Raw genomic sequence first — 10,994 nt, 5'->3', positions numbered from 1 at the left:
CTGAGACACCGCGGTGCCTGCATCGCAGGCAAGCCAGCTCCCACAGTTGACCGAGTTTGGCTTGAGTCTCCGGTCGTGAATAAAGGTATGACTTTATGCTGCAACTGATCCTCGGCGGCGCCCGTTCCGGCAAGAGCCGCCTCGCCGAAAAGCTCGCCAGCGACAGCGCGCTGCCGGTCATCTATATCGCCACCAGCCAACCCCTGGACGGCGAGATGAACGAGCGTGTGGCCCTGCATCGCCAGCGCCGCCCCGAGCACTGGGGCCTGATCGAAGAGCCCATCGAACTGGCTCGCGTGCTGCGGGAAAACGCCGCCGCCGACGTCTGCCTGCTAGTGGACTGCCTGACCCTGTGGCTGACCAACCTGCTGATGCTCGAAGACCCGCAGCACTTGGCCTGCGAGCGCGATCAACTGCTGGAAACCCTGGCCACGCTGCCGGGTGAAATCATTTTTGTCAGCAACGAGACCGGAATGGGTGTCGTGCCGCTGGGCGAATTGACTCGCCGCTATGTGGATGAAGCCGGTTGGCTGCATCAAGCCTTGGCCGAGCGTTGTCAGCGTGTTGTCCTGACGGTCGCCGGCCTGCCCCTGACTTTGAAAGGACCTGCGTTATGACTGACACCTGGTGGCTCAACCCTTGTAAGGCAATTGACGCAAATGCGTACGAACAGGCCCTGGCACGCCAGCAGCAACTGACCAAGCCGGCCGGTTCCCTCGGCCAGTTGGAGGCGTTGGCGGTGCAGTTGGCGGGTTTGCAAGGCCAGGTCAAACCCTCGGTGGAGCAACTGTGGATTGCAATCTTTGCTGGCGACCACGGTGTGGTGGCAGAGGGCGTGTCGGCGTTCCCGCAGGAAGTGACCGGGCAGATGCTGCATAACTTTGTCAGCGGTGGCGCAGCGATCAGCGTGTTGGCGCGGCAGTTGAACGCGCAATTGGAAGTGGTCGATCTGGGCACCGTGACGCCGACGCTGGACTTGCCTGGGGTGCGTCACCTGAATATCGGCGCGGGCACCGCCAACTTCGTCAACGGCCCGGCGATGACTGAAGCTCAGGGGCGCCTGGCCCTGCAAGCCGGTCGCGACAGTGCCTTGCGTGCGTTGCAAGGCGGGGCGCAATTGTTTATCGGCGGCGAGATGGGCATCGGCAACACCACCGCCGCCAGTGCGTTGGCGTGTGCGTTGCTCGATTGCCAGGTCAGCGACCTGACCGGTCCGGGCACCGGGCTGAATACCGAGGGCGTCAGCCACAAGGTGGCCGTGATCGAACGCGCACTGGCGTTGCATGCCGGGCAGCGGGGTGATGCGCTGCAAACCCTGTTCAACCTGGGCGGTTTTGAAATTGCCGCGCTGGTCGGCGCCTACCTGGCCTGCGCCCAGGCCGGCATCGTGGTGTTGGTGGATGGGTTTATCTGCACCGTCGCCGCGTTGGTGGCCACGCGCCTGAACCCGGCAAGCCGCGAATGGCTGGTGTTTGGCCATCGGGGCGCCGAGCCGGGTCATCGCCATGTGCTGCAAAGCCTCGACGCGCAACCGTTGCTGGAGCTTGGCTTGCGCCTGGGCGAAGGCAGTGGCGCGGCGCTGGCGGTGCCACTGTTGCGCCTGGCCTGTGCCCTGCATGGCCAGATGGCGACGTTCGCCGAAGCTGCCGTGGCAGATCGCCCGGCATGACCTTGCATCTGGACCTGCTGCGCCACGGCGAAACCGAGCTGGGCGGCGGCCTGCGCGGCAGCCTGGACGACGCGCTGACTGCCAAGGGCTGGGCGCAGATGCGCGCCGCCGTGGTGGCGCAGGGGCCGTGGGATCGTGTGGTCAGCTCGCCGTTGCAGCGTTGTGCGCGGTTTGCCGACGAGTTGGGTACGCAGCTTGCGGTGCCGGTGAGCCTGGAGAAGGATCTGCAAGAGCTGCATTTTGGCGCTTGGGAAGGGCAGAGCGCGGCTGCACTGATGGAGACCGACGCCGAAGCGCTCGGCTTGTTCTGGGCCGATCCCTACAGCTTCACCCCGCCTCAGGGCGAGGCGGTCAGCGACTTTTCCGACCGTGTGCTTGGCGCCGTCGCACGCTTGCATCAGGCCTATGCCGGTGAGCGCGTGTTGTTGGTCAGCCATGGCGGCGTCATGCGCCTGCTGCTGGCGCGGGCGCGCGGGTTGCCCCGGGAGCAGCTGCTGAATGTCGAAGTCGGCCACGGCGCCCTGTTCAGCCTGCACGTCGCGGCTGACGGCGTGTTGAAGGAAGGAGTCTGACGATGCTGCCGTTCTGGATCGCCCTGCAATTTCTCAGCAGCTTGCCGATTCGCCTGCCGGGTATGCCGCAGCCGCAGGAATTGGGGCGCTCGTTGCTGTTTTATCCGCTGGTCGGCTTGCTGTTCGGTGGGCTGCTGTGGGGTTTGAATGCGCTGTTGCTGGGCGCGCCTTTGCTGTTGCACGCCGCGCTGCTGTTGACGGCCTGGGTGCTGCTCAGTGGTGGCCTGCACCTGGACGGCCTGGCCGACAGCGCCGACGCCTGGCTCGGCGGCTTTGGCGACCGCGAGCGCACCCTCACCATCATGAAGGACCCGCGCAGCGGACCGATTGCCGTGGTCACCCTGGGCTTGGTGCTGCTGCTCAAGTTCACCGCGCTGGTGGCGTTGATCGAACAACACAACGCTGCTGCGCTGATCCTCGCGCCATTGATCGGCCGGGCGTCGATGCTGGCGCTGTTTCTGACCACGCGCTACGTGCGCGCAGGTGGATTGGGGCAGGCATTGTCGGATCATTTACCCCGAGTTGTCGGCCAACAGGTGCTGATCCTCAGCGGCCTCGCGTGCCTGCTGATCGGCGGTTTCAGCGGCGGCATTGCGGTGCTGCTCTCGGCACTGTGCTTTGTCGGCTTGCGCCACCTGATGGTCAAACGCCTGGGCGGCACCACGGGCGATACCGCCGGTGCCTTGCTGGAACTGCTGGAAGTCGCGGTGTTGGTCGGCTTGGCGCTGTAACACTTTCTTGCATTCTCTTAATCGCGGGTATATACACGTTCCATGCTTGCCTCCCAATGTTTATGCACCAACCTGCGTCGCGCCGCTCGTGGCGTCAGCAGGCACTACGACGGCGCTCTCGACGGCTTCGGGATCAACGTTGCCCAGTATTCCTTGCTGTGCAACCTGCAACGTCTCGACCAACCCAGCATTTCCAGCCTGGCCGAAGCCATGGGCCTGGACCGCAGCACCCTGGGGCGCAACCTGCGGGTGTTGGAAGGCGAAGGCCTGGTGCAGTTGGTGGAAGGCGATGACCTGCGCAACCGTCTCGTGTTGTTGACCGAAGCAGGTGAGGAACGATTGGCCGCCGCGTTACCGGCCTGGGAAGCAGCACAGCAGAAACTGATCGATCGACTCGGCGCGGAAAAACGCGAAACCTTGTTGGCCTTGCTGGACGAACTCGCCTGACGGCGGGTTTGTTCGAATACAAGCGGGTATATACCCGCGAGCGGAGAATAAGAAATGACCTCGATGTGGCGCACCAGTGGTTGGATCCTTTTAGGGAGTGCGCTGATCCTGGCGTTGTCCTTGGGCGTACGGCACGGCTTCGGCCTGTTCCTGGCGCCGATGAGCGCCGAATTCGGCTGGGGCCGCGGCACATTTGCCCTGGCGATTGCCTTGCAGAACCTGGTGTGGGGCCTGGCGCAGCCGTTTGCTGGTGCGTTGGCCGACCGTTTTGGCGCGACCAAAGTGGTGTTTGTCGGCGGGGTGCTCTACGCCGTGGGCCTGGTGCTGATGGGCTTGTCTGATTCGGCGTGGTCGTTGTCCCTTAGTGCTGGCTTGTTGATCGGTATCGGCCTGTCCGGAACGTCGTTCTCGGTGATTCTCGGCGTGGTGGGCCGTGCCGTAGCGCCGGAAAAACGCAGCATGGCCATGGGCATTGCAAGCGCCGCCGGTTCGTTTGGCCAGTTCGCCATGGTGCCGGGCACCTTGGGTTTGATCAGTTGGTTGGGCTGGTCCGCCGCCTTGCTGGCGTTGGGCCTGATGGTCGCGTTGATCTTGCCGCTGGTCGGCATGCTCAAGGACAAGCCGCTGCCGGTGATGGCCGGCCAGCAAACCCTGCGTGAAGCGTTGAAAGAAGCCTGCTCCCACTCCGGGTTCTGGCTGCTGGCGTTCGGCTTTTTCGTCTGCGGTTTCCAGGTGGTGTTTATCGGTGTACACCTGCCGGCTTACCTGGTGGATCAGCACTTGCCGGCGACCACCGGCACCACCGTGCTGGCGTTGATTGGCCTGTTCAATATCATCGGCACCTACACCGCCGGCTGGCTCGGCGGGCGCATGTCCAAGCCGCGCTTGTTGACGGCGTTGTACCTGTTGCGTGCGGTGGTGATCGTGTTGTTCCTGTGGGCACCGGTGACGCAGGTCAGTGCCTACCTGTTCGGCATGGCGATGGGGTTGTTGTGGCTGTCCACCGTGCCGCTGACCAACGGCACGGTGGCGACCTTATTTGGTGTACGAAACCTGTCGATGCTCGGCGGGATTGTGTTCCTGTTCCATCAGATCGGCTCCTTCCTGGGCGGATGGCTGGGCGGGGTGGTCTATGATCGAACCGGTAACTACGATTTGATCTGGCAGGGCGCGATTCTCTTGAGCCTGCTGGCGGCGGCCCTGAACTGGCCCGTGCGCGAGCGGCCGGTGGCACGTTTGCAGGCGCAGATGGAGGCGGCATGAGCATAGCGGTACGCGGGTTGTTGATCGCGGCGGGTTTGATCCTGATGGTGCTGGCCTGGATGGGCTGGCAGCACGGTGGCCTGGCATTGATGCAACTGGGCATGGCGATCTGTTAAGTTCGTTGCCTGAACCTATTCAAGGACACACGACATGCAGATGCGCTGGCTCGCTGTACCCGTGCTGATGGCCATTGGCAGTGCCGCGATGGCTGCCAGTTGCCCGCCGTTGCTGGAGGGCCAATTGCCCAAGCTGCGGGCCAAGGAATCCATCGACCTGTGCCAACGCTTTGCTGGCAAGCCCCTGGTGATCGTCAATACTGCGAGCTTTTGCGGGTTTGCGCCGCAATTCAAAGGGCTTGAGGCGTTGTATCAGCGTTACAAGGATCAAGGGCTGGAAGTGATTGGCGTACCGTCCGATGACTTCAAGCAGGAAGCCAAGACCGGCGAGGAGACCGCCAAGGTCTGCTACGTGAACTACGGCGTGACCTTCACCATGACCGATCCGCAGAAGGTCAAGGGGCCGGATGCGGTGCACCTGTTCAAGGTGTTGGCCGCGCAGAGCAACGCGCCGAAGTGGAATTTCTACAAGTACGTTGTAGACCGCCAAGGCAAAGTGATCGCCGATTTCTCCAGCCTGACCAAGCCGGACAGCCCGGACCTGATCGAGGCCGTGGAGAAGGCGTTGGCTTCCAAGCCCTGATCGCCGGCCACTAAAAAGCCCCGCCTCCTTTGCAGGAGAGCGGGGCTTTTTTACACCGGTCTGAATCAGAAGGTGTAAGTCATGCCCAGGCCGAAACCGTTGGCACTGTTTTCGTACTTGGCGCGGTAGCCCGGCGCGTCGGTGCGTGTGACCTTGATGTCTTCTTCCTGCAGGTAGGAATAAGCCAGGTCGACGGTCATGTTATCCATGACTTTGTAGCCCAGGCCGACGCTGAAGATCGTACGGTCGCCAGTCGGGATGCGCGGCGAACGGTCTTTGTTGTTGGTCGGCGACTGGTCGAAGGTCAGGCCGGTACGCAGCACAACCTGCTTGGTCAGCTGGTACGAGGTACCCACGGCGTAGGCCCAGGTGTCGTGCCAGTTTTGCGGCTCGCTGATGGTCTTGATCGCGGCAGCACCAATGCCCGATGCAGCCGTTACACCTTCGTTGTTGACGGTGATTTCTTTCAGGCGGCTCCAGCGGGTCCAGGTAGCACCGCCGTACAGTTTCCAATCGGCGGTCAGGTCTTGAGTGACCGACGCATCCCAGGATTCCGGCGTGTCGATTTTCAGCGACGCGTCGTAACGGTTGTTTCTCAGCACGGGTTGAGTCGCGGCTGGACCGCTGACGGTGGTGTGACCTTCAAGCTTGTACTTGACCTTCGAATGGTAGGTCAGGCCAACGCGGGTGGTGTCGGTGGCTTGCACCAATACGCCGACGTTGAAGCCAAGGGCAGTATCGTCACCCTTGATTTTGACGTTGGTGTCGTTGGCCAGCGGGCTGATGGTCTTGTCCGATTCCAGTACGCCGGAAATCCGGTTGATGGTCGGGCCAAAGCCGATGGACACTTTGTCGTTGAATGCATAGCTGACAGTCGGCTGGAAGGTCATGACCTTCACTTCGCTCTTGCTGCCGAAGCCACGGCCCTGGAAGCCGCTTTCATAGTCGGTCACCAGGCCGAACGGTGCATACACACCAAAGCCGATGGCCCACTGATCGTTGAGTTTGTTGGTGTAGAAACCAAAGGGCACGGCCGTGAAGGGAACCATGTCGCCTTTGTTGGTTCCTTTGACGCCACCGCTCGCATCTTTGATGTTGGTCGATGCATCAATGGCTGCAACGCCGCCAGTGATTTGCTGGCCATTGAGGCGCGACATACCGGCAGGGTTACCGTAGACAGTGCTTGCATCATCGGCAGAAGAAGAGCGACCTGCGAAACCGGTACCCATCCCGCTGACGCTCTGTTCGTTGAGGGCAAAGCCGCTTGCGAACAGTTGGGAAGAGGCCATGGCAACGGCGAGGCTAAGTGTGGTCTTGAGCATTACTTTTTTCATTATTAGAACTCCGTGGTGATCACCGCTGCGGAAAGTAACAATAATTTTAAGTTCGCGCTATAGGCTGAAATGCTGGAGATAGAGCGGTTTTGTAGGACAATCCGACCAAAATTCAGGTTTTTTGACGAACCTTGCAAATTGCCCGGTCAGCAAACCACGTGATTCATGGGTGAAACACAGGTTTGCCAGGTTTGGGTGAAATCACGCAGGCGTCCTTGTGGGTGAAATATTTCTTTCCAGATACGCGCCATGGCCAGGATATCGCCAGGGGGTGGCAGTGCGGGGTGATGTTGTTCGACCAGCAGCCAGGCAATGGCGGTGGCGTAACGCAGGTTTACGGTGAGCTCAAGTTGTGGCGCGCTGAGGAAGGCGTGTTGGCTGGCCAGCCCGCGTACGAGGCTGGCGCGCTCGGGGTCCAGTGCCAGGTAGTCGTCCCACAGGGCGCGATGGCGCGGCTCGGTGATGCTGTAGAGGCCATGGCCGCGCCGGTCGTGCAGGGCCGAGCCCAGTTCTGACTGGCTGGCCGCGATGCCCAGCAGCAGGGCTTCGGCAGTCGGGTCATGGCGGCCCAGGTAGATCAACGTCGGCCGGATCACATAACGACATAATTCGCTGGCAGCGATACCCATACAGGCCTCAATCCGTGACGAATAGGTCGGCGAAGCCTGAGAGCGGGGGGCTTGGCAGCAATGGATCGGATCTCAGGCTTGCCGGAAGCGGATCATGCCGCTTGAGTTGAAGTGTAGTGTCATATTCATGATGTAAAGGACTGTTTTTAAAACATCTTATTCATTTAGTTATATCGTTTATATCTATTCGTAATGAGCAAAAAAGCGCATTGCAGAAACTTCAGGCAATAAAAAACCCTGTGTTTTAAACAGGGTTTTTGGTGTTTCAGCGACTCGGGTCGATCAGGCAGTCAGTGCCTGACGGGTACGCTCGATCACGGCCTGCAGCGGTTCTGCGCTGGAGTATTGATCGGGGTACAGGCGTTCGCTGTGACGAGCGATGCCGTGTTCGTTGACCAGGGTGAAGCTGAAGCAGCCTTTGCGAGCAGCCATGATCAGGCAGTTCATTGGTGCAAAAGCGTTGGTGAGGGTGCGAATGGCATCCTGAGTATGGATTTGAGCGTTCATATTATTGGTGTTCCTACAAATGACACGGATAAGAACCGTGCCGTATTAAAACGTTCCAGCGACGTTGATCACGATTGATCGAACGAAGAAACCGACTGGAACAAAGCAGCCAGTTTGAAGCGCTGATAAGTTAGGCGCGCTTGGGCTGGCAGGTAGGTACTTAGGAGGGCAGGCAACACAACAGGGGCAAAGGTTCTGGGCCCGGGGTGAAGATCCTGATCAATTTGCAGGTTGGTTCGGTCAGAGTATCAAGACTTCGCGTCACCCTTCGCTTGTGCAAAGGCAGTGTCGTCGCAAGTGATACCTGGAAACCATCGAGGTGGTCGATCCCGCGTTGTTCGGGGGAGTTGTTCGACCAGAATTGACTTTCAGCTTGGTACTAACGCCGCGGATAGTAACGGATTGAAACAAGGAAAGAAAGGGTGCCAGCCAAAAAACTTCAATCAGCCTCCCAGCAAGCCGCGATAGACCAGCACCGTGGCGGCTGCGGCCAGCGAGCAGCCCAGGGCATAGGCCGCCAGTGTCAGGCGCAGTGATTGGCCGGCCTCGATCACGTTCATCACGTCGCGCATGTCGTTGATCCGACCGTCGCCCAGCTCGATGCACAGGCTCACGGCGGTAAAGGCCGCTGATAACAAAATGGCGATGGCAAACAACGCACCGTCGGGGGAGGGCAGCGCTGCATTGATCCCTAGCGACGTTGCACAGATGGCCAGTAGCAACACGGCGAACAACAATATCCCTTTCATCGGCTCACTCACCGTTGCGCTATCGGTGGAGCAGTGTGGCGAGCTGGCCAGGATTTGAAAAGTGGCCGATTCGCGGGGGCGGTAACATTTTTGCGGCCATGCGCTTTAAAAAAGCCGGCGATATAACCAGCGGATGGGTACTTGTGCACATTAGTTGCGATGTGTGTAACCAACCTGTCAACGGCTTCGCAGGGATGCCTTTAGCCTGTTATGGAAATTTAAGTCAATGAAAAATCTGGCTTTTTTTAATTGGTGAAAAAATCGTCAGTTTGACTGCGGCCCCCGCTCCATGGGCCTTTGCGTGAGTTTAAGTGGGGTTGTCCACTGACTTATCCACAGCTTCTGTGGATTGTCCCGAGCGCTTGCTCTAGGACGGGCGTGCCGCGTTTTTTCAGCTTTACCTGTGCGAAAAAAAGAGTAGAGTGGCGCGCCTTCCGTTCTGTCCCACAGTGCTTTATGAAGTTTCGCTCAGTATCACCTTCTGTTACCGACACCTCCCAAACTGTTACCGCACCCAAGCGTTTTTCCTTGAAAGTCGCTTTGTGGTTGCTCGACAGCCCGCGTCTGGGGCACAACACCAACGTCAAACACTTTGCCGGGCGCTTGCTCAAGCAGCCTGCCCGTGACGGCGTCGTGGCCGCCCAGAGCCGTCTGGGCCAGCTGATGTGCCGCGAATGCGGGAATGCGCGTGATCGCCGCATCGGCCATGACCTGTTGCGCCTGGCCGCCCGCGCCGGTGACCGCCGCGCCCAGCGTGAACTGGGCCAGGTCGAAGACTGAGCTGTCGCCTGGCCCTGAGCTCCGTTAACCTCTCTCTTTTTCGCTGATGGCAGAAATGGCTATGGCTTTTGACTGGACAGGTATTGCCCTGGGCCTCGCTGGCGCTGGATTGCCGCTACTGGCTCTGTGCTGGCAGCTGCAACGGCGGTTGACCGCACGCACCACCGGCTGGGAATTGCTCGAAGAGCGTCTGGCCACGGCACAGATGGCCCAGGAAGGCCTGGCTGCCCAGTTGGACGCGAGCCGCGATGAAATCAGCGACCTGAGCCAGGCCAATGCTGCCAAGCAAGCCGACCTGGCTGCCGTGCGCCGCGAAGTCGAGTTGTTGCAGATCGACCGCGACAACGCCCGCGACGCCGCCCATGCCTGGAACCTCGACCGCAACGCGAAGGACACCGAGCTGCGCCGCCTCGACGCGTTGTCGGCCGCCCTGCGCGCCGAGCTGCGCGAGCAACAGGACAGCCACCAACAACGCCTCACCGACCTGCAAGGCTCGCGCGACGAGCTGCGGGCGCAGTTCGCCGAGCTGGCCGGCAAGATCTTTGACGAGCGCGAACAACGCTTTGCCGAAACCAGCCAGGAGCGCCTGGGGCAGTTGCTCGATCCGCTGAAAGAGCGCATCCAGTCCTTCGAAAAACGCGTGGAAGAGAGCTACCAGAATGAGGCACGCGAGCGCTTTTCCCTGGCCAAGGAGCTTGAACGCCTACAGCAACTGAATCTGCGTCTGTCCGACGAAGCCACGAACTTGACCCGCGCCCTCAAGGGCCAGAAAACCCAGGGCAACTGGGGCGAGCTGATCCTCGAGCGCGTGCTGGAACACGCCGGTCTGGAGAAGGGCCGCGAGTACCAGACCCAGGTCAGCCTCAAAGGCCCGGACGGCGAGCGCTTCCAGCCGGACGTGTTGATCATGTTGCCCGGTGACAAGCAGGTGGTGGTCGACTCCAAGGTCAGCCTGACTGCCTATCAACAGTATGTGGGCGCGGATGATGAGGTGATCGGCCAGGCGGCATTGAAGCAACACGTCCTGTCCTTGCGGAACCACGTCAAAGGCCTGGCGGGCAAGGATTACAAACGCCTGGAAGGCTTGCACAGCCTGGATTTCGTGTTGCTGTTCGTGCCGATCGAAGCGGCATTTTCCGCGGCGTTGCAGGCCGAGCCCAACCTGTTCCAAGAGGCGTTCGACCGCCATATCGTGATCGTCAGCCCGACCACGTTACTTGCCACCCTGCGGGTCATCGACAGCCTGTGGAAGCAGGAGCGGCAAAGCCAGAACGCGCGGGAAATCGCCGAGCGTGCCGGGTGGCTGTACGACAAGTTCGTGTTGTTTATCCAGGATCTGGATGAAGTGGGCAATCGTCTGCAGCAGTTGGATAAGGCTTACAGCGCGGCGCGGAACAAGCTGACAGATGGACGCGGAAATCTGGTCAGTCGTACCGAGCAATTAAGGTTGCTGGGTGCGCGCGCCAGCAAAAGCCTGCCGGCAGATCTGCTGGAACGGGCAATGACCGATGCAGATGGCGTAGCTCATCTCCCTGAATAAACACTGAGCAAAATGTGGGAGCTGGCTTGCCTGCGATAGCGGTGTGTCAGTCACCACCGCTATCGCAGGCAAGC

The 10,994-nt window shown here is 60.5% G+C and carries 13 protein-coding genes; 9 read left to right on the top strand and 4 right to left on the bottom strand.

Annotated features, from left to right (window positions below; all coding sequences use genetic code 11):
* The first annotated feature begins 95 nt into the window (after positions 1–95).
* The 7 genes from cobU to PSH87_RS20045 all read left to right on the top strand — a co-directional run bounded on the left by cobU (position 96) and on the right by PSH87_RS20045 (position 5,381).
* Positions 96–617: a bifunctional adenosylcobinamide kinase/adenosylcobinamide-phosphate guanylyltransferase gene (gene cobU, locus PSH87_RS20075; protein WP_305430820.1), complete on the top strand. Its 522-nt coding sequence runs from the start codon at positions 96–98 to the stop codon at positions 615–617.
* On the top strand, positions 614–1,669 hold the full coding sequence (gene cobT, locus PSH87_RS20070; protein ID WP_305430819.1) for a nicotinate-nucleotide--dimethylbenzimidazole phosphoribosyltransferase: 1,056 nt from the start codon (positions 614–616) through the stop codon (positions 1,667–1,669). Before cobU ends, cobT begins: the two co-directional genes overlap by 4 nt.
* Complete coding sequence (gene cobC / locus PSH87_RS20065) at positions 1,666–2,241, top strand: alpha-ribazole phosphatase family protein (RefSeq protein WP_305430818.1); 576 nt, start codon at positions 1,666–1,668, stop codon at positions 2,239–2,241. The genes cobT and cobC overlap by 4 nt, the downstream gene beginning before the upstream one ends.
* 2 nt (positions 2,242–2,243) lie before the next feature.
* Positions 2,244–2,972: an adenosylcobinamide-GDP ribazoletransferase gene (locus PSH87_RS20060; RefSeq protein WP_305430817.1), complete on the top strand. Its 729-nt coding sequence runs from the start codon at positions 2,244–2,246 to the stop codon at positions 2,970–2,972.
* 42 nt (positions 2,973–3,014) lie between these two features.
* On the top strand, positions 3,015–3,419 hold the full coding sequence (locus PSH87_RS20055) for a MarR family winged helix-turn-helix transcriptional regulator (RefSeq protein ID WP_305430815.1): 405 nt from the start codon (positions 3,015–3,017) through the stop codon (positions 3,417–3,419).
* Between the two features lie 63 nt (positions 3,420–3,482).
* Positions 3,483–4,682, top strand: coding sequence for an MFS transporter (locus tag PSH87_RS20050; RefSeq protein WP_177325305.1), 1,200 nt, complete (start codon positions 3,483–3,485; stop codon positions 4,680–4,682).
* A 150-nt stretch (positions 4,683–4,832) separates the two neighbouring features.
* The gene (locus tag PSH87_RS20045; RefSeq protein ID WP_017734648.1) at positions 4,833–5,381 is read left to right on the top strand and encodes a glutathione peroxidase; all 549 of its coding nucleotides are present in this window, start codon (positions 4,833–4,835) and stop codon (positions 5,379–5,381) included.
* Positions 5,382–5,446: 65 nt separating this feature from the next.
* Here the strand turns inward: PSH87_RS20045 and PSH87_RS20040 are convergent, their stop codons facing one another.
* The 4 genes from PSH87_RS20040 to PSH87_RS20025 all read right to left on the bottom strand — a co-directional run bounded on the left by PSH87_RS20040 (position 5,447) and on the right by PSH87_RS20025 (position 8,600).
* Positions 5,447–6,715, bottom strand: coding sequence for an OmpP1/FadL family transporter (locus PSH87_RS20040; RefSeq protein WP_026136509.1), 1,269 nt, complete (start codon positions 6,713–6,715; stop codon positions 5,447–5,449).
* A 146-nt stretch (positions 6,716–6,861) separates the two neighbouring features.
* Positions 6,862–7,344 (bottom strand): hypothetical protein, encoded by a 483-nt coding sequence (locus PSH87_RS20035; protein ID WP_017734650.1) that lies wholly within the window; start codon positions 7,342–7,344, stop codon positions 6,862–6,864.
* A gap of 282 nt (positions 7,345–7,626) precedes the next feature.
* Positions 7,627–7,851 carry a hypothetical protein gene (locus tag PSH87_RS20030; protein ID WP_005790139.1) on the bottom strand — a complete coding sequence of 75 codons (225 nt, stop codon included), beginning with the start codon at positions 7,849–7,851 and terminating at the stop codon, positions 7,627–7,629.
* A gap of 443 nt (positions 7,852–8,294) precedes the next feature.
* Positions 8,295–8,600: a hypothetical protein gene (locus tag PSH87_RS20025; protein WP_026136510.1), complete on the bottom strand. Its 306-nt coding sequence runs from the start codon at positions 8,598–8,600 to the stop codon at positions 8,295–8,297.
* A gap of 456 nt (positions 8,601–9,056) precedes the next feature.
* On the opposite strand from PSH87_RS20025, the gene PSH87_RS20020 reads away from it, so the two are divergent.
* Positions 9,057–9,380: a sel1 repeat family protein gene (locus PSH87_RS20020; protein WP_257780414.1), complete on the top strand. Its 324-nt coding sequence runs from the start codon at positions 9,057–9,059 to the stop codon at positions 9,378–9,380.
* A gap of 61 nt (positions 9,381–9,441) precedes the next feature.
* Positions 9,442–10,920, top strand: a complete 1,479-nt coding sequence (gene rmuC, locus PSH87_RS20015) for a DNA recombination protein RmuC (RefSeq protein WP_017734653.1) — start codon at positions 9,442–9,444, stop codon at positions 10,918–10,920.
* Positions 10,921–10,994 lie beyond the last annotated feature (74 nt).

The organism is Pseudomonas sp. FP453, from assembly GCF_030687495.1.
GTDB lineage: Bacteria > Pseudomonadota > Gammaproteobacteria > Pseudomonadales > Pseudomonadaceae > Aquipseudomonas.
Note: the sequence above shows the minus strand (reverse complement) of the source record. Positions and strands in the feature narration are given on the sequence as shown.

Coding starts and splice junctions, on each gene's coding strand:
- cobU (WP_305430820.1), top strand. CDS start 96: ATGCTGCAACTGATCCTCGGCGGCGCCCGTTCCGGCAAGAGCCGCCTC.
- cobT (WP_305430819.1), top strand. CDS start 614: ATGACTGACACCTGGTGGCTCAACCCTTGTAAGGCAATTGACGCAAAT.
- cobC (WP_305430818.1), top strand. CDS start 1,666: ATGACCTTGCATCTGGACCTGCTGCGCCACGGCGAAACCGAGCTGGGC.
- PSH87_RS20060 (WP_305430817.1), top strand. CDS start 2,244: ATGCTGCCGTTCTGGATCGCCCTGCAATTTCTCAGCAGCTTGCCGATT.
- PSH87_RS20055 (WP_305430815.1), top strand. CDS start 3,015: ATGCTTGCCTCCCAATGTTTATGCACCAACCTGCGTCGCGCCGCTCGT.
- PSH87_RS20050 (WP_177325305.1), top strand. CDS start 3,483: ATGTGGCGCACCAGTGGTTGGATCCTTTTAGGGAGTGCGCTGATCCTG.
- PSH87_RS20045 (WP_017734648.1), top strand. CDS start 4,833: ATGCAGATGCGCTGGCTCGCTGTACCCGTGCTGATGGCCATTGGCAGT.
- PSH87_RS20040 (WP_026136509.1), bottom strand. CDS start 6,715: ATGAAAAAAGTAATGCTCAAGACCACACTTAGCCTCGCCGTTGCCATG.
- PSH87_RS20035 (WP_017734650.1), bottom strand. CDS start 7,344: ATGGGTATCGCTGCCAGCGAATTATGTCGTTATGTGATCCGGCCGACG.
- PSH87_RS20030 (WP_005790139.1), bottom strand. CDS start 7,851: ATGAACGCTCAAATCCATACTCAGGATGCCATTCGCACCCTCACCAAC.
- PSH87_RS20025 (WP_026136510.1), bottom strand. CDS start 8,600: ATGAAAGGGATATTGTTGTTCGCCGTGTTGCTACTGGCCATCTGTGCA.
- PSH87_RS20020 (WP_257780414.1), top strand. CDS start 9,057: ATGAAGTTTCGCTCAGTATCACCTTCTGTTACCGACACCTCCCAAACT.
- rmuC (WP_017734653.1), top strand. CDS start 9,442: ATGGCTTTTGACTGGACAGGTATTGCCCTGGGCCTCGCTGGCGCTGGA.